Source organism: Actinoplanes sp. GCM10030250 (genome assembly GCF_042666575.1).
Lineage (GTDB): Bacteria > Actinomycetota > Actinomycetes > Mycobacteriales > Micromonosporaceae > Actinoplanes.
The window spans coordinates 72,540-94,457 of record NZ_JBHTDO010000034.1 but is presented as its reverse complement, the minus strand read 5'-3'; the positions used below and the strand labels follow the sequence as shown (position 1 = coordinate 94,457).

The following is a 21,918-nucleotide window of genomic DNA, read 5'->3' as shown; positions in this document are numbered from 1 at the left end:
CATGTTCGACGCGCCGCCTCCCACGTGCAGACAGCTTGGCATCGACCTGGCAGGCTGCACGCCATGACCTTGCACCTCCGATGGGCGGCCGTCACCGACCAGGGACACGTCCGCAGCAACAACGAGGACAGTCACTACGCCGGTGACCGCCTCCTGGTCGTCGCGGACGGCATGGGCGGGATGGCCGCCGGCGATCTGGCCAGCCGGCTCGCCATCGAAGCCATGGTCGCGCTCGACGTCCCGATCGGCACCGAGCATCAGATGGACGCGCTGCACAAGGCTCTCGAGATGGCCAACGGCCGGATCGCCGCGCAGGTGGCGGCCGACCCATCGCTGCAGGGCATGGGCACCACGCTGACGGCGGTGCTGTTCAACGGCGAGCGGGCGGCGATGGCCCACGTCGGTGACTCCCGGGCGTACCTGTTGCGCGACGGGCGGCTCAACCAGCTCACCAAGGACGACACCTACGTCCAGATGCTCATCGACCAGGGGCTCCTCAAGCCGGAGGAGGCGGCCGGCCACCCACGCCGGGCCGTGGTCACCCGGGTGCTGCAGGGTGAGCCGGTCAGCCCGGCCTACGTGATCGTCGAGCCGCTGCCCGGCGACCGATGGCTGCTGTGCAGCGACGGTCTCACCGGCGTCGTCCCCGACCCGATCATCGAGCAGGAGATGCAGAGCGTCACCGATCCCAAGTCCTGCGCGGAGCGGCTGGTCGACCTGGCCCTGCGCGGCGGCGGACCGGACAACGTGACAGTGGTGGTCGCCGACGTGACCAGCGGGGACTGAGCCAGGTACCTTACTCCGGCCGCGAAGATCGTGGCCCGGACTCTGGTGGTGATCACGACGGTGCGACTGGTCAGCGCGATGGTGCTCGCCCTGGCGGCGCTGGTCGCCCTCACGGAGCTCCTGCCCGGGCGCCCGGCCCTGCCCAGCGAGACGGCGCAACTCCTCGCCGGGCTCGCCGCGGCGGCCGTCTGCCTGATCTCGGCGCGGCAGCGGAACGGCTTCCCGCGGCGCTGGCGGCTGCTCGCCGCCGGTGGCATGTTCGTCTGGTCGCTGACCCGGCTCTGGTGCATCATCCAGATGGTGTCCGGCGGCGGCGGGCCGACACCCGGGCTGATCGCCGGCATCGGCTTCCTGGTGCTGCCGGCGTGCATGCTTCCCGGCCTCCTCGGCGCGACCTTCACCCGGCCCCGGCCGGTGCCGACGTCGCCCCGGCGCGACCAGCTCGCCCTGGTCATCGACAGCGTGCTGATCACCGGCTCGGTGCTGGCGCTGGTCTGGTCGCTGATACCGGGCGACCCGCTGGAGGACTTCCGCGACGCGATGCTGCTCGCCTATCCGATCGCCGACCTGATCCTGCTCACCATGGCCGGCCTGCTGCTGACCACCCGGCCCGACTCGCCCGCCGGGCGGCGCCCGCTGCGGCTGATCGCGGCGGCCCTGATCGCCTTCGGTACGGCGGACACGCTGCGGCTGTTCGGCACCGGGCCGGACTGGCTGGAAACCGCGGGACACCTGTTCGGCCCGTTCTTCCTCGCGCTGGCCGCACTCAGCCCGGCCCGGCCCGCCCCGGTACGCCCGGACTCCGCCCTCGTCGAACGAGACTGGTTCCACCTGCTGATCCCCTACGGGCCGGTGCTGGTCAGCGGGGTGGTACTGGCGGCCAGGACGATCGGCGGTGAGCCGCTGACACCGTTCCAGGCCTACCTCGGGTGGCTCGGGCTGGCGCTGGTGGTGACCCGGCAGATGCTCACCATCGTCGACAACACCGTGCTGCTGGACCGGGTCGCCGAGGCTCAGCGGCGGCTGCACCACCAGGCGTACCACGACCCGCTCACCGGGCTGGCCAACCGTGCGCTCTTCCGCGAGCGGCTGGTCCTGGCCCTCGACGCGTACGAGCACCGAGGCACACCGGTCGCGGTCATCTTCGCCGACCTGGACGACTTCAAGCTGATCAACGACACGTTCGGGCACGCCATCGGCGATCGGGTGCTGGACGCGGTGGGCGAGCGGATGCGGGCCTGCGTGCGCTCCACCGACCTGGTGGCCCGGCTCGGCGGCGACGAGTTCGCGGTGGTCATCGACCCCGGCGTGCATCAGCCGCCGCAGCAGCAACGCCGTGGACGGTTGCGCAAGGTGGTGCGGCAGCGGATCGGCGGGCGGCGGTACGTGCTGTCGGCCGCCGGCGTCCGGGTCTCCGAGACCGTCGACTGGCCGCCGGACCCGGCGATGCCCGAACCGCCCCCGCCAACGGTGCTGGCCGAGGGGGAGTGGTCGGCTGAGGCCGAGGCTGTCGGGCAGCGGGTGCTGGCGGCGCTGCGTGAGCCGTACGTCATCGACGGCCGGTCGGTCGGTGTCGGCGTGAGCATCGGGCTCGTCGCCGCCGAACCCGGGGACCAGCTCTCCGCCGACATCCTGCTGCGCCGGGCGGACGCTGCCATGTACGCGGTGAAACGCCACGGCAAGGGTGCGCTGATCCGGTACACGGGTCCGCGGGATGCCGTACCCAACGCGGACCTGCCGCAGTTGCTGGCCGGCGCCCTGGCCGACGGCGGCAGCCCGGCGGCCGCCGGGTTCGAGGTCCACTACCAGCCGATCGTCCGGCTCACCGACGACGCGACAGTGGCGGTGGAGGCGCTGGCCCGGTGGACCGATCCGGTGGCCGGGCGCGTACACCCCGACGTCTTCGTCACGATGGCGGAACGCACCGGTCTTGTGGCCGCGATCGACGACTTCGTACTCGACCGGGCCTGCGCGGACGCCGCGACCCTCGCCACCCGTTTCGGCAGGCCGATCGACCTGCACGTGAACGTGTCGGCGGGGCGTCTCGGCCAGCAGGGGCTGGAGGACGCGGTGACGGCGGCGCTCGCACGGCATCGGGTGCCGGCCGAGCGGCTGGTCATCGAGATCACCGAGACGCTGCGAATTCCGGACCTTCCGGAGGCGGCTGAGGTGGTGGGGCGGTTGCGCTCTTTGGGCGTACGGGTAGCGCTCGACGATTTCGGCAGTGGATACAACGCCCTGGCCCAGTTGCACACGATCCCTGTGGACATCGTGAAGCTCGACTCGACGCTGACCGACTTCGGCAAGGAGCCGGATCGGGGTGGGGCGTTGTGCCGGTCGGTGCTGGCGATCTGTTCCGAGCTGGGGATCGTCGTGGTGGCTGAGGGGCTGGAGACGCCTGAGCGGAGTCGTGCGCTGGGTTCGCTGGGGTGTCCGCTCGGGCAGGGCTATCTGTACGGGCCACCCGCACCCCTCAACGACCTCTGCCCTTCTCCCCACGATCACCCGCTCTGAGCGGTGACGGGCGCACACACAACGGGATCGTGCGAGCCCACCCACGCCACCGCTGAGCGCCAGCCGGTGAGTTCGGCTGGCCGTGAGCGGGGTGTTTGGGCGGTGGCGGCACCGCTGGGCGCCAGCTGGGCGTGAGCGGGGTTTCACCTGGAGCGGGGGTTGAGGCGCCTGGTGGGTGGGGCGGTGGTGGGATCCTCGGGCCACGGGTGACGGGGATAACGGCCCCGCATCTCCGCTCTGACCTGCGGATATCCCTGCACCCAGAAGGACGCCAAATCGCTCGTGACCGCCACCGGCCGACCGGCCGGGGAGAGCAGGTGCAGCAGCACCGGAACGCGTCCACCGGCCAGCCTCGGCGCCTCCCGCCAGCCGAACGCCTCCTGCACCTTCACCGCGAGCACCGGCGCCGCCGGATCGGTGTAGTCGACGCGGATCTGGGAGCCGCTCGGCACCGGCAGTCGTTCGGGGGCGATCTCGTCGAGGCGGCCCGCGATGGACCAGGGCAGGAGGCGGCGCAGGCCGTTCGCCACGTCGAGTTTGGCGAGGTCGGCGCGGCGGCGGGCGGAGCCGAGGTTGAGCCAGTCCGGAAGGGTCTCCAGCAGAGCGGCGTCGGAGACGTCGGGCCAGGGGTCGCCGAGGGCGGTGCGGGCGAAGGCGAGGCGGTTACGGAGTTCGTCGGCGGCGCGCGACCAGGTGAGCAGGCTCAGACCCTCGGTGCGCAGGCCGGTGACCAGCGCCTCGCGAAGCAGAGCCTGATCCGGATCGGTCAGCCGGACCGAGGAGAGCACGATGGCGCCGAGCCGCTGCACCCGCCGGGCGACCACATCGCCGTCGATCCAGCCGATTTCGGTGTCGTCGGTGAGCAGGGCGGACGCGACCTCGCGGGCGGTCGCTTCGTCGAGCGGCGCGGCACTGCGGATGCGGGCGGAGCGCGAGCCGGCCGGTCGATCGGCGCCGGAGACCGCGAGCCAGGCCACGCCGGTCAGCGGGCTGCCTTCCGGCAGATCGGCGGCGGTCCCACCGGCCATGAGATACGCGCGACCTCCGGGGGTGCGGGCCTTGGCGACGCGTTCGGGGTACGCGAGACCGACGACGAGTCCCGCGGCCAGATCATCGGGAAGACGCGAAGAGCCGGAGCCGGAGCCGGAACCAGAGCCGGAGCCGGGACCAGAGCCGGCTCCGGAACCAGAGCTGGAGCCGGAATCCGAGCGGTCGAGGGCGGCCCGCAACCGCCGCACCTCCGCACCCCAGGCCGGCTCGTTCCCGTTGCGGGCACGCCGCCACGTGGCCACCACATCCTCAGCGCCGGAACGATCGTCGTCCAGCACAGCGACGATCTCCGCGGCCCGGCGCGCCCCCACCAGCGACGCCCCGTCCAGCAGGGCACGCGCCAGCCGGGGATGCAGCCCGGCACCGGCCAGCGCACGCCCCCGGGCGGTCACCCGGCCGTCCGCGTCCACCGCGCCGAGATCGTGCAAAGTGGACGTCGCCGCCCGCAGGGCCCCGGCCGGCGGCGGATCCGGCAGGGCGAGCCCACTACCGTCCGGGTGTCCCCACAGCGCGAGATCCAGGGCGAACCCGGTCAGGTCCGCAGCCGAGATCTCCGGCTCGGGCTGGGCCGGAAGCCGGTCGTGCACAGCCTGTGACCAGCACCGGTAGACCCTGCCGGGTGCCTCCCGCCCGGCGCGCCCGGCGCGCTGGTCTGCGCTCGATCGGGAGACCGGCACCGTGGCCAGGGCACCGAGTCCGCGAGCGTGGTCGGTCCGGGGCACCCGGCTGAGCCCGGCGTCGACCACGATCCGTACCCCCGGAACCGTCAGGCTGCTCTCGGCGACCGCCGTGGCCAGCACCACCCGGCGTCCCGGACCGGCGCGCAGCGCGGCGTCCTGGGCGGTCCCGGTCTGCCGGCCGTGCAGCGTGACCAGTTCGGCATCGACACCGCGGAGCCGCCCGGCGACGGTGTCGATCTCGCGGGCGCCGGGCAGGAAGACCAGGACGTCGCCGTCGCCCTCGGCCAGTGCCCGGCGGACGGTCGCCGCGACGTGGTCGAGCAGGCGTGGGTCGACCCGCAGGCCGTGCGGCGGGCTGATCGGGCCGGCCGGCGGCGCCCAGACGACCTCGACCGGATGGGTACGGGCATGCGCCGTCAGCACCGGAGCACCGCCCAGCACAGCGGCCAGCCGCTCGGAGTCGGCGGTGGCCGACGTGGCGAGCAGGTGCAGTTCCGGCCGGAGTGCCGCCCGGACCTCGACCAGGAAGGCCAGGGCCAGGTCGGAGTCGAGGTGCCGTTCGTGGCACTCGTCGAGGATCACCGTCGCTGCGCCGGCCAGTTCGGGATCGTTCTGCAGCCGCCGGACCAGCAGCCCGGTGGTCACCACTTCGACGACGGTCTCGCGGGACACCTGCCGGTCACCACGTACCGCGTACCCGACCCTCTCGCCGACCTTCTCACCGAGCAGCCCGGCCATCCGGCGCGCGGCGGCACGCGCGGCGACCCGGCGCGGCTCGGCCACGATCACCCGGTGGCCGTCTCCGGCGAGGGCGAGCGGTACCAGCGTGGTCTTGCCGGTGCCGGGCGGCGCGACCAGCACCGCCGTGCCCGCCGCGGCGAGCGTCGCGGCCACTTCCGCGAGAACCGGGCGGACCGGAAGGTCGGGCAGGGCATCCGCGGCGATCAGCACCACCCCAGTCTGTCCCAGACCCACCCCCGCCAACCGCCGCGGGGCGGTCACGGGGCCGACATGCAGCCAGGGCGCGGCGGAGGCGCGGGCTGAGGTGTGGGGCCAAGGCGCGACGGGGCGCGGGTTGAGGCGCAGGGCTGAGGCGCGAGCCCTCCACGGTCGGCGAGATTTCCGGCGTGCTTCGTGGCAGGGTGCGTGTTAATTCTTCGGTCCGCCGGTGCTCGCCGCGGACCCCGCCTGCTTGACTGATCAACACTGAGGAGGGGTGAGGAGAGTGAGCGCGATCGCGACCTTCAACGCGCTGCCCGCCGGGCGCCTCGAGGAGGACCTGCTCGCCTGCCTGGCCGCACCCGCCTGGGCCGCCGAGGTGGCGGCGAAGCGCCCCTACCGGGACCGGGCCGACGTTCTCGCCGCCGCCGGTGCCGCAGCCGACGCCCTGGCCTGGGCCGATGTGCTGCGGGGCCTGTCCGCGCACCCGCGCATCGGCGAGCGGGCCGCCGGCGACTCCCAGGAGGCCTCCTGGTCGCGGACCGAGCAGTCGGCCGCCGCGCAGAGCGCCGACGACGCCACCAAGGCCGCCCTGATCACGGCGAACCGCGAGTACGAGGATCGCTTCGGCCACGTCTTTCTGATCTTCGCGAGCGGCCGCAGCCAGGCTGAGATCCTGGCCGCCGCGCGGGAGCGGCTGAGCAACGACGAGACGACCGAGCGGGCAGTGGTCACCGGCGAGCTGCGCAAGATCGCCCTGTTACGGCTGGAGCGGGTGCTCGATGCCCTCTGACGACGGCACGGCGGCCACGTTCCACGCCCGGATTTCGACGCACATCCTGGACACCACCACCGGCGACCCGGCCAGGGACGTCTACGTGCGCCTGGAGCGCCGCGACTCCGAGGGCTGGCTCACCGTCGCCGAGGGCAGGACCGACGAGGACGGGCGCCTGCGATACCGGGTGCCGATGCACGACTGGCAGGCCGGCGGGTACCGCCTCTTCTTCTACGTCGAGCCCTATCTGGGCGGCGACTGCTTCTTCCCGGAGATCACCGTCGCGTTCCACGTCCACGACCCGGAGCGCCACTACCACGTACCGCTGCTGCTGAGCCGCTACGGCTACACCACCTACCGAGGGAGCTGAACCGTTGGCGATCGTTCTCGGACCGAACCGTTACGGCAAGGCGGAGACCCGGCTGGTCCGCGTCCATCGCGACGGCGACACGCACGGCCTGGTGGATCTCAACGTCAGCGTCGCTCTCGCCGGTGACCTGACCGCCACTCATCTGACCGGCGACAACTCCGGCGTCCTGCCCACCGACACGATGAAGAACACGGTGTACGCGTTCGCGAAGAAGCACGGCGCCGCTGAGCCGGAGGCGTTCGCCCTGCTGCTGGCCCGGCACTTCGTGGAGACCCAGGCGCAGGTGCACACTGCCAAGATCACCATCGATGCGTACGCCTGGGAGCGCCTCGGCCCGCACTCGTTCCAGCGCCGCGGCGACCACACCCGCACCACCGTGGTGACCGTGAGCGAGGGTGGCACCCAGGTCGTCTCGGGCGTCTCCGGCCTGGTGCTGCTGAACTCCACCGACTCGGAGTTCCACGGGTTCGTCAGGGACGAGTACACGACCCTGCCCGAGACGACCGACCGGATCCTGGCGACCGCCGTGGACGCCCGCTGGCGGCACCTGCGCGACGACAGCGACTGGGGCCCGTCGTTCGACAACGCCCTCGCAGCGATGATCAGGGCATTCACCAGCACCTACAGCTACTCGTTGCAGCAGACCCTGCACGCCATGGGCGCCGGCCTCCTGGAGAGCCGGCCCGAGATCGCCGAGGTGCGGCTGACGCTGCCGAACAAGCACCACTACCTGGTGGATCTCTCCCCGTTCGGCCTGGCCAACGACAACGAGGTGTTTCTCGCCGGCGACCGGCCGTACGGGCTGATCGAGGGAACCGTCACCCGGGACGACGCGCCCGCCGCTCTCACGGAGTGGTGGCTGTGATCATCATCGAGAACGTCGCGGTGGCGACGGTCGACGAGGCGGGCACCGAGTACGCGGACGGGCATGTGGTGGTCGGCGGCGACGGCCGGATCGCCGCGGTCGGTCCCGGCGACGCCGATGTGCCCGGCCCGCGGATCGACGGTACCGGTTGCCTGGTCACACCGGGACTGGTCAACACCCACCATCACCTCTACCAGTGGGCGACCCGCGGCCTGGCCCTCGACGAGACCCTCTTCGGCTGGCTGACCACGCTCTACCCGATCTGGGGCCGCCTCGACGCCGGGATCGTCGGCGCCGCGGCCGGCGCCGGGCTGGGCTGGCTGGCACTCTCCGGCTGCACCACCTCGATGGATCACCACTACGTCTTCCCCCGCGACGGCGGCGACGTGCTGCAGGCCGAGATCGAGGCGGCCCGCACGATCGGTCTGCGGTTCCATCCGACCCGCGGCTCGATGGACCTGGGCCGCAAGGACGGTGGTCTCCCGCCGGACAACGTGGTGGAGGAGACCGACGAGGCGCTCGCTGCCACCGAGGCGGCCATCGACCGCTGGCACGACCCGTCTCCGGACGCGATGCTGCAGATCGCTGTCGCACCGTGCTCGCCGTTCTCGGTCACCACCCGGCTGATGGAGGAGGCGGCGGTCCTGGCGCGCCGCAAGGGCGTACGGCTGCACACCCACCTCGCCGAGACCGACGACGAGGAGGAGTTCTGCCGCAAGCAGTTCGGCTGCACCCCGGTGGAGTACGCGGAACGCGTCGGCTGGCTCGGCAACGACGTCTGGCTGGCTCACGGTGTGCACCTCGACGACTCCGCGATCGCCCGGCTCGGCGCCACCGGCACCGGGGTCGCGCACTGCCCGAGTTCCAACGCCCGGCTCGGGGCGGGCGCCGCGCGCGTACGGGAGCTGCTGGATTCCCGCGTACCCGTCGGTCTTGGTGTTGACGGCGCCGCCTCGCAGGAGGTCTCGCACCTCGGTGCCGAGCTTCGGCAGGCGCTCTACACCGCGCGGCTGCGTGGTGGGCCGAAGGCGATGAACGCGCGCGAGGCGCTGCGGCTGGGCACCATCGGCGGTGCCCGCTGCCTGGGGCGGCAGGACGACCTGGGTTCGCTGGAGGTGGGCAAGCTGGCCGACCTGGTGCTGTGGCGGCTGGACGGTCTGGGTCACGAGGGGATCGACGACAAGGTCGCGGCGCTGGTGTTCGGCCCGCCCGCCCCGGTCGAGCTGGCCCTGGTCGGCGGGAAGCCGGTGGTCGAGCGCGGCGAGCTGGTCAACGCCGACGAGGAGACGCTGACCCGGGCGGCCCGTGACGCGCACCGCCGCCTGCTGACCGGCCGCTGAGGAGCGTGTGAATAATGTTCGATTACGGTACGGGGGAGTAACCACACCGAGAGGAACCGTCAACGATGACCGAGATCCTGTCCGACGAGGCCGTGGCGTTCGTCGCCGACCTGAACCGGCGATTCCGGCCCCGCCGCAACGAGCTTCTCGAGGCACGTGCCGCCCGACGCGCCGAGATCGCGTCCGGTGCCACCCTCGGGTTCCTCGCGGAGACGGCGCACATCCGTGCGGCCGAGTGGTCGGCCCCGCCCGCACCGGCGGATCTGCGGGACCGGCGTGTGGAGATCACCGGCCCCACCGAGCGGAAGATGACGATCAACGCGCTCAACTCGGGTGCCAAGGTGTGGCTGGCCGACCTGGAGGACGCGAACACCCCGCACTGGTCCAACGTGGTCGACGGGCAGCAGAACCTCTACGACGCGATCCGGCGCACCATCTCGCTGGAGACGCCGGCCAAGAAGTACGAGCTGAAGGGCGGGCCGTACCCGACCATCGTGATGCGCCCGCGTGGCTGGCACCTGGACGAGCGGCACCTGCCGGTGGACGGTGAGCCGGCCGTCGGCGCGCTTGTCGACTTCGGGCTCTACTTCTTCCACAACGCCGCCGAGCTGCTGGAACGCGGAAGCGGCCCGTACCTCTACCTGCCGAAGATGGAGTCGCACAAAGAGGCCGAGCTGTGGAACGACGTCTTCACCTACGCGCAGGAGGCGCGCGGCATCCCGGTCGGCACCATCCGCGCCACCGTGCTGATCGAGACCATTCCGGCCGCGTTCGAGATGGAGGAGATCCTCTACGCGCTCCGCCCGCACATCTCGGGGCTCAACGCCGGCCGCTGGGACTACCTGTTCAGCATCATCAAGTACTTCCGCGACAACCCGAACATGATCCTGCCGGACCGGGCGGCGGTCACCATGACGGCACCGTTCATGCGCGCGTACACCGAACTGCTCGTCTCCACCTGTCACCGCCGCGGCGCGTTCGCGATGGGCGGCATGGCCGCCTTCATTCCCAGCCGCCGTGACCCGCAGGTCAACGAGGTGGCCCTCGCGAAGGTCCGCGAGGACAAGGAGCGCGAGGCCGGTGACGGCTTCGACGGTTCCTGGGTGGCACACCCCGACCTGGTCCCGGTCTGCGCGGAGATCTTCGGCCGGGTGCTCGGCGACAAGCCGAACCAGCTCGCCAAGAAGCGCCCGGACGTCGCCGTCGACGCCGCGGACCTGCTCGACGTCGCGGGCACCGGTGCCGCCGTGACCCGTGCGGGACTGCACAACAACGTCAACGTCGCCCTCCAGTACCTGGAGTCGTGGCTGCGCGGCAACGGCGCGGTGGCGATCCACAACCTGATGGAGGACGCGGCCACCGCGGAGATCTCCCGCTCCCAGGTGTGGCAGTGGATCCACAACGGAGTCCGCCTGGAGGACGGCACCCCGATCACCGCCGAGCTGGTCGGCCGGATCGAGGACGAGGAACTCGCCAAGATTCGCGAGACGGTCGGTGACGAGGCGTGGACCTCCGGGCGTTACGACGACGCCCGCAAGCTGTTCGAGCGGGTCGCCCTGGCCGACGACTTCGCCGACTTCCTGACCAGTGCCGCCTACGAATCCATCGACTGATCCCGGAGGCCCGAGCATGCGCCTGTCCGATCGTGATTACGCCGAGATCGACCGGCGCCTCGCTGCCCACGACGCGTTCCTCCGGGCCCGTTACCCGGGGGAGCGCGCGGGGCGGCAGCCCGTGCACACCGTCTACGTGCCCGCCGACCGGCTGGACGGCTTCCGCGACTGGGGCGCGATCGCCCTACAGGCCATGGACGAGCACGACTTCCCCTGGCCGGATCCGTCGGTCCGAGCCAAGCTGACCAGGGAGCCGATCGAGGACCTGCGTGTCGACTTCGAGGACGGTTACGGCGTCCGCGACGACGACCAGGAGGACGCCGCCGTGCGCAAGGCCGCCGGGATCCTCGCCGGCGGAGCCACGCCGCCGTTCCTCGGTGTCCGAATCAAATCACTCGAGGCCGCCACCCGCCGGCGCTCGCTGCGCACCCTCGACCTCTTCCTCGAGACCTATCAGGACCTCTTCACCATCACGCTGCCCAAGGTCAGCGGCACCGACCAGGTCACCGCGATGGTCACCCTCTGCGAAAAACTCGAGCAGTCGTACGGTCTGAGCACCGGCGCTCTCACCTTCGAGATCCAGGTGGAGCTGCCGTCCGCGGTGCTCGCCGCCGACGGCTCGGCCACCGTGGCGCGGCTGATCACGGCGGCCGGCGGCCGGTGCACGGGCCTGCACTACGGCACCTACGACTACAGCGCCGCGGCCGGGGTCGCGGCGGCCTACCAGTCGATGGAGCACCCGGCAGCCGACTACGCCAAGGCTGTGATGCAGGCGGCCGCCGCGCAGACCGGCGTACGCCTCTCCGACGGCTCCACGAACATCCTCCCGCTCGGCGACTCCACTCAGGTTCGCGCCGCCTGGGAACTGCACCACCGCCTGGTCCGCCGCTCCCTGGAACGCGGCTTCTACCAGGGCTGGGACCTGCACCCGGCGCAGCTGCCCAGCCGTTACGCCGCCACCTACGCGTTCTTCCGCGACGGCCGGGACGCCGCTGCCGAACGGCTGCACCGTTACCTCGGCCGCCAGGAGAGCGGCATCGCCGACGAGCCGGCCACCGCCCGGGCCCTCGCCGGTTATCTGTTGCGGGGACTCGACTGTGGAGCGTTCGAGGACGCCGGTTTCCCCCGCGACGAGCTCATCGCGCTGAGCCGCCCGGAAACCAATATGGAGATCGATCTGAACTGATGGGTTCCGGGGGGAGTACCCCTGGGCGGACCCGGGAGGCAGTAGTGCGCTACATCTCGTTCAAGCCGTGGAAGCGGAAAGCCGCGGCGCCAGAACACGTCTGGGAGCGGCCATCCTGGCACTGCCGGGCCTGCGGGCACGCGTGGCCGTGCGCGCCGGCGCGGGCCACCCTGGCCGGCGAGCCCGATCGGGTGTCGCTGGCCATGTACATGTGGGGCAACCTGGACCGGGCCGTCGCCGACCTGCCGTGCCGCTCACCGGCCGAGCTCCACCACCGCTTCGTCGCCTGGACTCACGCCGAGAACGAGCCGCGCAACACCTAGCGCTCAGACGGCCGCGGACAATCAGCGCGCTCAGACGGCGGGGACGATGCGGTCGCGGACCCAGGCGGGATCGGGGTTGACGTAGCCCTCGCCGTCCAGCACCACCGTGGGCACGGTTTCGTCACCGCCGGTGATGGCGCGGACCGCTGCGGCGCCCTCCGGGTCGCTCCAGATGTCCACCCAGTGCAGGCGGCTCGCCTCCGGGCCGAGCCGCGCCCGGAGCCGGATGCAGAACGGGCAGCCGGGACGCCAGTAGACAACCGGCCGGCCGTCCGCGCGGGCCTCCGCGGCGGTTTCCGGACGCGGGAAGAGCTGCGGTGACACCGCGAACGCCAAACCCAGGAAGATCGCCAGAATCAGGGCGGCGCCCCACGGGGAACCGTCGCCGAGCTTGACGGCCGCGATCAATGCCCCACAGAGCACCGTCAGGATCGCCAGCCTCCACCGTCGCACCATGGCCCGGTACGGTACTCCGCTACCGCCGGTAACGATATCCCCGCCCGGGCGGATGGGCTCCCGGCGAAACAAAGCGTGGATAGGGTCGGCCCATGGTGGATCTTGTGGTGCGGTCCCGGCGGGTGTCGACGCCGGATGGCGAGCAGGCGGCGGCGATCGCTGTCGAGGGCGGGCGGATCGTGGCGATCCATGGCTACGACACCGGGATCGACGCCGTCGAGGAGATCGATCTCGGCGGCACGGCGCTGCTGCCGGGCCTGGTGGACACCCACGTGCACGTCAACGAGCCGGGGCGTACCGAGTGGGAGGGCTTCGCCACCGCGACCCGGGCGGCGGCCGCCGGTGGGGTCACCGCGATCGTCGACATGCCGCTGAACAGCCTTCCGCCCACGGTGAATACGGCCGCGCTGGCGATCAAGCGGGCGGCGGCGGCCGGGCAGTGCCACGTGGACGTCGGCTTCTGGGGCGGCGCGATCCCGGGCAACGCCGGTGACCTTCCCGGCCTGCACGACCGCGGGGTGTTCGGCTTCAAGGCGTTCCTCGCCGACTCGGGTGTGCCGGAGTTTCCGCCGGTCGACGCGGAACAGCTGGCGCTGGCGATGCGAGCGGTGGACGCGCTCTTCGTGGTGCACGCCGAGGACCCGGATCACCTGCGCGCGGCGGACAGCTCACCCGCGTACGCCGACTTTCTCGCCTCTCGGCCCGCCGGCGCCGAGCACGCCGCGGTCGCGACCGCCATCGACGTGGCCCACGCCGCGGACCGGCGCGTGCACATCCTGCATCTCTCCGCGGCCTCCGCGCTGCCACTTCTGGCCAAGGCCAAAGCAGATGGGGTACGGGTGACGGCCGAGACCTGCCCGCACTACCTCACTCTCGACGCCGCGGCGATCCCGGACGGCGCGACCGAGTTCAAGTGCTGTCCGCCGATCCGGGACGCCGCCAACGCCGACCTGCTCTGGGCCGCGCTCGCGGACGGCCTGATCACCTGTGTGGTGAGCGACCACTCGCCCTGCACGCCGGACCTCAAACGGCGGGACACCGGTGACTTCGCGGCGGCCTGGGGCGGGATCGCCTCGGTGCAGCTCGGCCTTCCGGTGATCTGGACCGCTGCCCGGGAACGGGGACACACCCTCGCCGACGTGGTGAACTGGATGGCACGCCGCCCCGCCGACCTGGTGGGCCTGCCCCGGAAGGGACGGATCGCCGTGGGAGCCGACGCCGACCTGGTCGCTTTCGAGCCGGACGAGGAGTTCACCGTCGATCCGCACTCCCTGCATCACAAGAACCCCGTTACGCCGTACGCCGGAATGGTCTTGCGGGGTGTGGTGACGACGACCTGGCTGCGCGGACGCAGGGTGACGGGCGAGAGGCCCGGCGGAGAGTTCTTGATCCGAGGGGAGAACTGATGGAGGACTTCCTCGCGCTGCCCGATCTGGCGTCACGAGCCTTCGGCGGTGGTGTCGTGTCGGCGAACGACGAGTTCTTCGCCACCGCCGATCACCTGGTCCTGCCGCATCAGCCGGGGCACGCGCCGAAGACGTTCGACCACAAGGGACAGGTCTACGACGGCTGGGAGACGCGCCGCCGGAGAGAGGCCGGTGACGACTTCGCGATCGTCCGGCTCGGTGCGCCCGGGGTGATGCACGGCATCGACATCGACACAGCGTTCTTCACCGGCAACTACCCTCCGTACGCATCGGTCGAAGCAGTCGCGGTGCCCGGCTACCCGGGCCCGGCGGAGCTCGACGGCGCGGACTGGGCCGAGGTGCTGCCGCGCTCGCCGCTGAAGGGCGACAGCAGCAACCTGTTCGCGGTCACCGACCGGCGCCGGTGGACCCACGTCCGGCTGCGGATCTTCCCGGACGGCGGTGTGGCCCGGCTGCGGGTGCACGGCGAGGTGGTGCCCGACCCGGACCTGCTGCCGAAGGTCTTCGACGTCGCCGCGGCGGAGTACGGCGCCACGGTGGTCGACTGCAGCAACATGTTCTACGGCCACCCGCAGCGGATGCTGATGCCCGGTCTCGCGCAGAACATGGGCGACGGCTGGGAAACCTCGCGCCGCCGCGACGACGCCAACGACTGGATCGTGGTAAGCCTCGCCGCACCCGCGCGCCTGCGCTTCGCCGACCTGGACACCAGCCACTTCAAGGGCAACGCCCCCGGCGCGGCCACCCTGACCGGGCGCGACGAGCGGCGTCCCGATCGGGAGTGGATCCCGCTGCTCCCGCGGGTGGCGCTGCGCCCGGACACCCCGCACCGGTTCCGGATCGCCAAGGCCCCCGAGGTGACACACGTCCGGCTGGACATCTTCCCGGACGGGGGGATGGCCCGGCTGCGCCTGCACGGCCGTGCCGACCGCGACCACCTGTGGGCGAGAATGCGACGGTGACCCGAACCGTTTCCCTGGTGCTCGTCGACCCGGCAGGTGTATTGCTCGGTGCGTTGCCGCCGTTTCCGGTGACCACGCCCTGGTGGCAGGAGGTGAGCGAGTTCACCGCCGGTGCGGGTGCCGGCGTCACCGTGCTGCGCATCCTGCACGCCGATCGGCCCCGGCCGCCGGGCGGCCACGTCACCTATCTCGCGGAGACCGCGCAGCGCCCGGACGGGCTGATCCCGGCCGGTGCCGACCTCGCGCCGCACCCGAGACGGGCACCGTACGCGGAGGTCGGTGGTCCCACAGCGTCGCTCGCCTGGGCGGCCGGTGCGATGGACCGGATCGGCATCACCGGTACGGTGGCCCGCCAGCAGCGCACCTGGAACCTGTCGGCGATCTGGCGCCTGGACACCCATGACGGTACGACCGCCGCCTGGCTCAAGCAGGTGCCGGCGTTCTTCCGCCACGAGCCCGCGGTGCTGCGCCTCGTCGACGCGGTGGTGCCGGGCCTCGTGCCGTACGTGCTGGCAGCTGGGGACGACGGCCGGACGCTGCTGGCCCACGTGCCCGGCGAGGACCAGTACGGTGCCGGTCCGCAGCGGTGCGACGAGATCGCGGCCGCTTTCCACCCGGTCCAGGAGCACTTCGCCGGACGGGTGGACGACCTGCTCGCCGCGGGGGTGCCGGACCGCCGGCTGAGCGTGCGGCCGTTCGTCGACGTGGCCGCGCCGTACCTGGACGGGATCACCGGGCTGGCGGAGCTGATCGACGGGCTGCCCGGCCGGTTCGCCGAGGTGGCCGCGTGCGGGCTGCCGGACACGCTGCTCCACGGCGACCTGCACGGCGGCAACACGATCGCCGGTGACGGCCCGCCGGTCATCGTGGACTGGGGTGACTCGGCGGTCGGCAACCCGGCGTTCGACGTGTTGCGCCTCAGCGAGGATCGGGAGGTCCTGGAGAAGTGGGCCGGGCGCTGGCCGGGGTGTGACGCCCTGCGTGCCGTGGAACTGCTGCGGCCGGTGGCGGAGTTGCGGGGTGCGGTGGCCTACGCGGAGTTCCTCGCGAACATCGAGCCGGCGGAGTGGCCGTACCACGCGGGTGACGTGCCGGACTGCCTTGCCAGGGCGGTCGAGGCCGCCGCGGCATAGATTGCAGGCATGGAGGACGCCAGACGGCACTACCTCGACCAGATCCGGTACGACGGTGTACCGCTGTCGCCCGCGCTGGCCAGGGCGTTCGCCGCCGTGCCGCGCGAGGTCTTCGTCCCGGACGGCTTCCACCGGCGGGACGGCCGCCGGGTGCTGCCGGCCGACCCGGACTACCTGCCCACGGTCTACAGCAACGACGTTCTGGTCACCAAGATGAGCGGGGACCTTCCGGTCAGCTCCTCCAGCCAGCCCTCGCTGATGGCCGTCATGATCGAGGCGCTGGAGGTGCGGCCCGGCCATCGGGTGCTGGAGATCGGCGCCGGCACCGGCTACAACGCCGCCCTGATGGCCACCCTCGGTGCGGAGGTGACCACCGTGGACGTTCAGGAGGACGTCGCGGACCGGGCGCGCTCCGCGCTGGCAAGGGCAGGGATCAATGGGGTACGGGTGGAGAACGCCGACGGATACACGGGAGGCTCGCAGGGCCGTTACGACCGGATCGTGGTGACCGTCGGCGTGGCCGGCCTCTCCCCGCACTGGCTCGACCGGCTCGAACCGGGCGGGTTCGTCGTCGCCCCGGTCGAGCACGCCGGCACGCACCCGGTCCTCGCGGTCCGTGGCAGCGTCCCCGGTCCGGTCACCGCCTCGGTGGTCTGCCCGGCCGGGTTCATGACCGCTGCCGGGCCGCTCTCCGCCCGGCACGACGGCAGCCACCCGCCGCCGGCCGCCGCGCTCGGCGAGCTGACCGAGGCCGCCGCGGCGAGGTGGGCACCCGCCCTGGAGGCGCTTGCCTACCGCGACCTCTGGTACGCGGCCGGCGCCTGGCACAACCGGGCCACGCACGCCTCGGTCCCCGGCCGCGAGCAAAGCTATCTGGCCCTGCTCGACGACAGCGGTACGGCCGGAGCGGTGATCCTGCCCGACGGTGCGGTGCTCGCGTCCGGAGCGTCCGCCGAGCGGTACACGGCGGTGGCGACGGCGCTGATGGACCGCTGGTGGGCTCTCGGGCGGCCGCCGATGCGGGCGTGGCGGGTGGGGCTCGCACGGGCCGGGGATCCGGGCGCCCCGATCTGGGTTCCGCGTAACTGGGAACTGACCCGGCGGCCGTAAAATCATCGGCCATGGACATCTCGGTGGTGCCGGCGAACCGGGCCTCCCGGGAGGACCTGCGGACGATCTTCGGGACGCGGGGTGAGCCGGCCCGGTGCCAGTGCCAGTGGTTCAAGATCACGGCGGCGGAGTGGCGTGCCGTACCGGCTGAGGAGCGGGCACGGCGGTTGGACGAGCAGACCGGCTGTGGTGATCCGTCCGCCGAGTCCACGAGCGGGCTGGTCGCCTATGTGGACGGGGAACCGGCCGGGTGGTGCGCTGTCGAGTCGCGGACGGCCTATCCACGCCTGGGTACGGCCCGGGTGCCGTGGGCGGGACGGGACGAGTCGCGTACCGATCCGGACGTCTGGGCGGTGACCTGCTTCGTCACCCGGACCGGGTTCCGCCGCCGGGGCGTCAGCCGTGCGCTCGCCGGTGCGGCGGTCTCCTTCGCCCGCTCGCGCGGGGCCCGGGCCCTCGAGGGCTATCCGATCGTCACGGCCGCCGGTCAGGAGTACAGCTGGGGTGAGCTCTACGTCGGCAGCCACAAGATCTTCGTCGAGGCGGGGTTCACCGAGGTCAGCCGCCCCACCCCGCGGCGTGCGGTGATGCGGGTGGACTTCTCCGCCTGAGCCCGCTCCGTGCGCGGTTTCCTACCAGGTTCCGGCGTTCCGTGCGCGGTTTCCTACCAGGTTCCGGCGTTCCGTGCGCGTTTGCTACCAGGTTCCGGCGCGCCGGTCGCGCCAGGGACGGCCGTCCGGGTCATAGATCAGGCGGTACGCCGGAGTCGCCCACAACCGCTGGTACCAGGGGAGCCGGTTCGTCTCGTGCGGGACCAGCCGGCCCGGCGGGCGGGGCCCCTGCTGTCCGCCGTCGTGCCAGGCTCGCAGCCGGTCGGCGGCGGAGGTCATCGCCTCCACGGCCGAGTGCGGGTCGATCAGGTCGGCGTCGTCATCGTCGTCCCGGTCGAGGTGCTCGCGCATCAGGGCCAGGCGGAGCTCCCGGGCGTACCGGCGGGCACCGTCACCGAGCCCGGCCGGATCCACCGGCTGCCGGCTGTCGCGGGTGTCGTCCAGGACCGCGCAGGACAGCTCACTGTCGTGCGTCCACGAGCGACGGTTGAAGTTGTCGCTGCCGACACTGGACCAGACGTCGTCGATCACGCAGACCTTGGCGTGCACGTAGATCGGTGTCCCCGCGTGGTTCTCCAGGTCGAAGACGTGCACCCGGTCACCGGCGGCCTTGCGGCAGAGCTCGATCGCCTGCTCGCGGCCCACCTGGTTCGGCGGCAGCGCGAACGCGCCGTCCACGTCCGGGTACCGGGGGACCACGGCCACCAGGTGCAGGTCGGGGTTCTCCCGCATCGAGTCGGCGAACAGCTGTGCCACCTCGGTGGACCACAGGTACTGATCCTCCAGGTAGACGAGCCGCCGGGCCCGCTTGATGGCCTTGGTGTAGCCGCGGGCCACGGTGCGCTCGCCGAGTTTCGCGAAGCCGTAGGCCGGGCGCATCGCGGGATAGGTACGCAGCACCTGGACGGTCATCGGCCCGCGCTCCGGCGGGTCCGGTGGCTGCGGTGGGAGTTTGTCGGCGCGCATGTCCTCGTGCCGCAGCATGTCGGTGGCCGTGGAGATCGGGCCGTGCTGGTCGAGCGGGGCGGGATCGTTCCAGCGCTCCCGGAACGAGGTGTCCAGGGCGCCGACCACTGGTCCCCGCAGGGCCAGCTGCACGTCGTGCCAGGGAGGATGAGGCCCGTACGCCTTCGCCATCCGGACCGCCTGCCGGTCCCCGTGGTGCTCGCGGTCGTCACGCCGGCTGTGGCAGAGGTCGATGCCGCCGGCGAACGCGATGTCGAGCTCCGGCCGGCCGGGGTGCCGCAGCACGACGAGCTTCTGGTGGTGCGAACCGCCCCGCCGGACACGCTGGTCGAGCAGCACCTCGCCGCCCGACGCCTCGATGTCGTCGCTCAGGGTGCGGTTCTCCTCCTCGCTGTAGGCGAGCTTGTCGATGTGCGACCGCCAGAGCAGGCCCTTGACGACGACGCCCCGCTTGGCGGCACCGGCGAACAGGTCGGCGATGGCCGGCCCGCCGTCGCGCAACTGCTCGTCCGGGTCACCCCGCCAGTCGGTGAAGAAGAGGTGATCACCCTCCTCGAGCGCCTCGACCTCCGACACCAACCGATCGAAGTAATTCTGCCCATGAATAAGTGGTTCAACCGTGTTTCCGGTGTTCCATGTGGGTATGGAGGTGTCCGGGTTGCCGCGCTCGGCAGCGGAGAGAAGCCATTCCTGCGGCGGCACTGCAACCCCTTCGAGGTCGACGACGCCCTCACCGTAAGCCTCCCGCCCGCCGCTCGCACGTGGAGCGGTAACCCCCCATCCCGCGGAGGAGTGGATTCATGAGCAGCGAGCCGCTGGTTACGACCCCCTTGCCCGAAACCGCCGATTCCGCCGAGAAGGGCCTGCTCATTGCGGTCCTGCTACTGGTCCTGCTCGGGACCGCCGCCATGTTGATGATGGGCTGATCGTCGCTTACCGATCCACTCGCCTGCTTACAGAACTCACTAGTCTGCTTACCGGACCCACTCGTCCTCGTCTGCTTACAGGACCCACTCGTCGTCTCGGATGATTTCGACGGTGCCCTTGGGCCCGGTGCCGGTCACGGTGATGCCGTCCCCGCCGATCACCACGTCGGTGTGCACGCTCGCCGTGTTCAGTCCCAGGTCCGTACGCTCCGCCTCGCTCATCCCCAGACCTCCCGGCACCGCGAAGGGGAAGCTCTGGCCCCACGCCACGTGACACCCGGCGTTCTCGTCGAACAGGGTGTTGTGGAACACGATCCCGGCCCGGGCGATCCGGCTGTCCCGGTCCACGAGCGAGACCTCGCCCAGGTGGCGGGCGTTCGGGTCGGAGTCGAGCTGTGCCCGCACCGCCTCCACCCCGGAGTCGGCCTCGACGTTGACGATCCGCCCGCCCGCGAACTCGGCGCGCAGGCCGGTGACCAACCGGCCGTTGAGCGCCAGCGGCTTGGTCAGCCGAATGGTGCCCTCCGCGCGGCGCCGGTCCGGGCTGGTGAACACCTCCTCGGTGGGGATGTTCGGCAGGTAGGCGATGCCGTCCGCGTCGACCATCCCGCCGCCGGTCCAGTGGCAGCCCGGGATCAGGCCCACGGTCAGGTCGGTGCCGTCACCCACGTAGCGCAGTTCGGTCAGCTCCAGGCTGTCCAGCAGCGCGCCGCGCTCGGCGAGCGTCGCGGCCCGCTCCTGCCACGCCGCCGCCGGGTCCGGGACGTCGAGCCGCATCGCGACCGCAACGGCCTCCCAGAGCCGCTCGACATCCGGCTCGCCGAACACCTGGTTGGCCCAGCCCGGATTGGGCGCGCCCACGGCGGTCCAGCGCAACCCGCCCAGGATCACCTCACGGCGCAGTCGCATCTCCTCCAGCGGGAACGCGGCCGCCCGCACCGGGTCGGCGCCGTCCAGCAGATGCGGATCCGGGTCGCCGATCAGGGTAATCGATGCCGCGCCCTGTTCCCGCCACTCCCGCATCCGCTGCAACGCCCACGGGCGGCTCGCCCGCAACGCACCCACCTCCGCATGATCAACCGCTGACCGCCGCATCGGCCCGTCCGTCCACACCGGCTCGACCCAGGCCGCGCCGGCCGCATAGGCCGTTTCGGTCACCGCCCGCGCTATCTCCAGGTGTGCGGTGTCCGTGTTCAGGAAGACGCCCTGCCCGGGCTGGAGGTTGACCCCAGCCCGGACCACGACGTCAGCAAAACGCTGCATCCGGTCCATGCCGACCACCCTAGGACCCGCAACCCACCTCAGTCCGTCCCTCACTCACCCGTTCCCCATACCGTTTCGTCCCTCCCACGAACCCACCCCACCCTGTCCCACCGCCCCACCCCGGCGCCGCAAATATGCGCGCGCACGCACATTCGCGCCCAGCGTGGTAGGCGCACACGCAAGCCGTCCGTGCGCGCCCACCCACGTCATCGTCATAGGCGCAGCCAGCTCGCACGCAACCCAACGTGTGCGCCTACTACCCCAGCTCGCCCAGCTCGCCCGCCGTCGCACCGCCAGCTGGGTGGGCGGGCTGGCGTTGAGCGGTGCTCGGCGAGGCGAAATGCCCCGCTGGGTGCCAGCTGGGTGGGCGGGCTGGCGTTGAGCGGTGCTCGGCGAGGCGAAATGCCCCGCTGGGCGCCAGCTGGGTGGGCGGGCTGGCGTTGAGCGGTGCTCGGCGAGGCGAAATGCCCCGCTGGGCGCCAGCTGGGTGGGCGGGCTGGCGTTGAGCGGTGCCCGACGGCGGGAAATGCCCCGCTCAGGGCCAGCTGGGTGGGTCGGCTGGCGCTCAGCGGGGGCGGGGTGGGGCGAGGAGTGGCGGGGCGGGGAGTGGCGGGGCGGGCCGG

The 21,918-nt window shown here is 72.0% G+C and carries 18 protein-coding genes and 1 pseudogene; 15 read left to right on the top strand and 4 right to left on the bottom strand.

The features are described 5' to 3' along the window. Positions 1 to 63: 63 nt before the first annotated feature. Together ACFQV6_RS33960 and ACFQV6_RS33955 are read left to right on the top strand one after the other, a co-directional pair. The gene (locus tag ACFQV6_RS33960) at positions 64 to 786 is read left to right on the top strand and encodes a PP2C family protein-serine/threonine phosphatase (RefSeq protein WP_378031748.1); all 723 of its coding nucleotides are present in this window, start codon (positions 64 to 66) and stop codon (positions 784 to 786) included. A 30-nt stretch (positions 787 to 816) separates the two neighbouring features. Continuing rightward, a complete protein-coding gene (locus ACFQV6_RS33955) occupies positions 817 to 3,300 on the top strand; it encodes a putative bifunctional diguanylate cyclase/phosphodiesterase (RefSeq protein WP_378031747.1) in 2,484 nt (827 codons plus the stop codon). A gap of 143 nt (positions 3,301 to 3,443) precedes the next feature. Here ACFQV6_RS33955 and hrpB read toward each other — a convergent pair whose 3' ends face one another. Then, on the bottom strand, positions 3,444 to 5,975 hold the full coding sequence (gene hrpB / locus ACFQV6_RS33950; protein WP_378031767.1) for an ATP-dependent helicase HrpB: 2,532 nt from the start codon (positions 5,973 to 5,975) through the stop codon (positions 3,444 to 3,446). 280 nt (positions 5,976 to 6,255) lie between these two features. Between hrpB and uraD the strand changes: the two genes are divergently transcribed. The 7 genes and pseudogenes from uraD to ACFQV6_RS33915 all read left to right on the top strand — a co-directional run bounded on the left by uraD (position 6,256) and on the right by ACFQV6_RS33915 (position 12,441). Then, positions 6,256 to 6,762, top strand: coding sequence for a 2-oxo-4-hydroxy-4-carboxy-5-ureidoimidazoline decarboxylase (gene uraD / locus ACFQV6_RS33945; RefSeq protein ID WP_378031746.1), 507 nt, complete (start codon positions 6,256 to 6,258; stop codon positions 6,760 to 6,762). Further along, positions 6,752 to 7,114, top strand: coding sequence for a hydroxyisourate hydrolase (gene uraH, locus ACFQV6_RS33940; RefSeq protein ID WP_378031745.1), 363 nt, complete (start codon positions 6,752 to 6,754; stop codon positions 7,112 to 7,114). Before uraD ends, uraH begins: the two co-directional genes overlap by 11 nt. Before the next feature lie 4 nt (positions 7,115 to 7,118). After that, entirely contained in the window at positions 7,119 to 7,979 is an 861-nt protein-coding gene (gene pucL, locus ACFQV6_RS33935; RefSeq protein WP_378031744.1) for a factor-independent urate hydroxylase, read from the top strand. Further along, complete coding sequence (locus tag ACFQV6_RS33930) at positions 7,976 to 9,319, top strand: 8-oxoguanine deaminase (RefSeq protein WP_378031743.1); 1,344 nt, start codon at positions 7,976 to 7,978, stop codon at positions 9,317 to 9,319. The genes pucL and ACFQV6_RS33930 overlap by 4 nt, the downstream gene beginning before the upstream one ends. Before the next feature lie 62 nt (positions 9,320 to 9,381). Continuing rightward, positions 9,382 to 10,932 (top strand): annotated as a pseudogene (aceB, locus tag ACFQV6_RS33925) (malate synthase A); the annotation flags it as partial. 16 nt (positions 10,933 to 10,948) lie between these two features. Further along, a complete protein-coding gene (locus ACFQV6_RS33920; RefSeq protein WP_378031742.1) occupies positions 10,949 to 12,118 on the top strand; it encodes a DUF6986 family protein in 1,170 nt (389 codons plus the stop codon). Positions 12,119 to 12,162: 44 nt separating this feature from the next. Continuing rightward, positions 12,163 to 12,441, top strand: a complete 279-nt coding sequence (locus tag ACFQV6_RS33915; RefSeq protein WP_378031741.1) for a hypothetical protein — start codon at positions 12,163 to 12,165, stop codon at positions 12,439 to 12,441. Between the two features lie 30 nt (positions 12,442 to 12,471). On the opposite strand, the gene ACFQV6_RS33910 is transcribed toward ACFQV6_RS33915, so the two are convergent. Continuing rightward, positions 12,472 to 12,897 carry a glutaredoxin domain-containing protein gene (locus ACFQV6_RS33910; RefSeq protein WP_378031740.1) on the bottom strand — a complete coding sequence of 142 codons (426 nt, stop codon included), beginning with the start codon at positions 12,895 to 12,897 and terminating at the stop codon, positions 12,472 to 12,474. 92 nt (positions 12,898 to 12,989) lie between these two features. On the opposite strand from ACFQV6_RS33910, the gene allB reads away from it, so the two are divergent. From allB to ACFQV6_RS33885, 5 genes are read left to right on the top strand one after another with little or no spacing between them, the layout of a single operon-like run. After that, positions 12,990 to 14,303 carry an allantoinase AllB gene (gene allB / locus ACFQV6_RS33905; RefSeq protein WP_378031739.1) on the top strand — a complete coding sequence of 438 codons (1,314 nt, stop codon included), beginning with the start codon at positions 12,990 to 12,992 and terminating at the stop codon, positions 14,301 to 14,303. Next, positions 14,303 to 15,286 (top strand): allantoicase, encoded by a 984-nt coding sequence (gene alc, locus ACFQV6_RS33900; protein ID WP_378031738.1) that lies wholly within the window; start codon positions 14,303 to 14,305, stop codon positions 15,284 to 15,286. Before allB ends, alc begins: the two co-directional genes overlap by 1 nt. Beyond that, positions 15,283 to 16,419, top strand: a complete 1,137-nt coding sequence (locus ACFQV6_RS33895) for a phosphotransferase (RefSeq protein WP_378031737.1) — start codon at positions 15,283 to 15,285, stop codon at positions 16,417 to 16,419. Before alc ends, ACFQV6_RS33895 begins: the two co-directional genes overlap by 4 nt. A gap of 9 nt (positions 16,420 to 16,428) precedes the next feature. Further along, the gene (locus ACFQV6_RS33890) at positions 16,429 to 17,529 is read left to right on the top strand and encodes a protein-L-isoaspartate O-methyltransferase (protein ID WP_378031736.1); all 1,101 of its coding nucleotides are present in this window, start codon (positions 16,429 to 16,431) and stop codon (positions 17,527 to 17,529) included. A gap of 11 nt (positions 17,530 to 17,540) precedes the next feature. Beyond that, positions 17,541 to 18,140, top strand: a complete 600-nt coding sequence (locus tag ACFQV6_RS33885) for a GNAT family N-acetyltransferase (RefSeq protein ID WP_378031735.1) — start codon at positions 17,541 to 17,543, stop codon at positions 18,138 to 18,140. Between the two features lie 84 nt (positions 18,141 to 18,224). Here the strand turns inward: ACFQV6_RS33885 and ACFQV6_RS33880 are convergent, their stop codons facing one another. Then, the gene (locus tag ACFQV6_RS33880; RefSeq protein ID WP_378031734.1) at positions 18,225 to 19,808 is read right to left on the bottom strand and encodes a phospholipase D family protein; all 1,584 of its coding nucleotides are present in this window, start codon (positions 19,806 to 19,808) and stop codon (positions 18,225 to 18,227) included. A gap of 98 nt (positions 19,809 to 19,906) precedes the next feature. Here ACFQV6_RS33880 and ACFQV6_RS33875 point away from each other — a divergent pair, with 98 nt between their 5' ends. Further along, positions 19,907 to 20,032, top strand: a complete 126-nt coding sequence (locus ACFQV6_RS33875; protein WP_378031733.1) for a hypothetical protein — start codon at positions 19,907 to 19,909, stop codon at positions 20,030 to 20,032. Between the two features lie 75 nt (positions 20,033 to 20,107). On the opposite strand, the gene ACFQV6_RS33870 is transcribed toward ACFQV6_RS33875, so the two are convergent. Continuing rightward, entirely contained in the window at positions 20,108 to 21,304 is a 1,197-nt protein-coding gene (locus ACFQV6_RS33870) for an aminopeptidase (protein ID WP_378031732.1), read from the bottom strand. Positions 21,305 to 21,918 lie beyond the last annotated feature (614 nt).

Bases quoted from the DNA above. Each gene is read 5' to 3' on its own strand.
- ACFQV6_RS33870 (WP_378031732.1), bottom strand. From the start codon at position 21,304: ATGGACCGGATGCAGCGTTTTGCTGACGTCGTGGTCCGGGCTGGGGTC.
- ACFQV6_RS33875 (WP_378031733.1), top strand. From the start codon at position 19,907: ATGAGCAGCGAGCCGCTGGTTACGACCCCCTTGCCCGAAACCGCCGAT.
- ACFQV6_RS33910 (WP_378031740.1), bottom strand. From the start codon at position 12,897: ATGGTGCGACGGTGGAGGCTGGCGATCCTGACGGTGCTCTGTGGGGCA.
- alc (WP_378031738.1), top strand. From the start codon at position 14,303: ATGGAGGACTTCCTCGCGCTGCCCGATCTGGCGTCACGAGCCTTCGGC.
- ACFQV6_RS33960 (WP_378031748.1), top strand. From the start codon at position 64: ATGACCTTGCACCTCCGATGGGCGGCCGTCACCGACCAGGGACACGTC.
- ACFQV6_RS33920 (WP_378031742.1), top strand. From the start codon at position 10,949: ATGCGCCTGTCCGATCGTGATTACGCCGAGATCGACCGGCGCCTCGCT.
- ACFQV6_RS33890 (WP_378031736.1), top strand. From the start codon at position 16,429: ATGGAGGACGCCAGACGGCACTACCTCGACCAGATCCGGTACGACGGT.
- uraH (WP_378031745.1), top strand. From the start codon at position 6,752: ATGCCCTCTGACGACGGCACGGCGGCCACGTTCCACGCCCGGATTTCG.
- ACFQV6_RS33885 (WP_378031735.1), top strand. From the start codon at position 17,541: ATGGACATCTCGGTGGTGCCGGCGAACCGGGCCTCCCGGGAGGACCTG.
- allB (WP_378031739.1), top strand. From the start codon at position 12,990: ATGGTGGATCTTGTGGTGCGGTCCCGGCGGGTGTCGACGCCGGATGGC.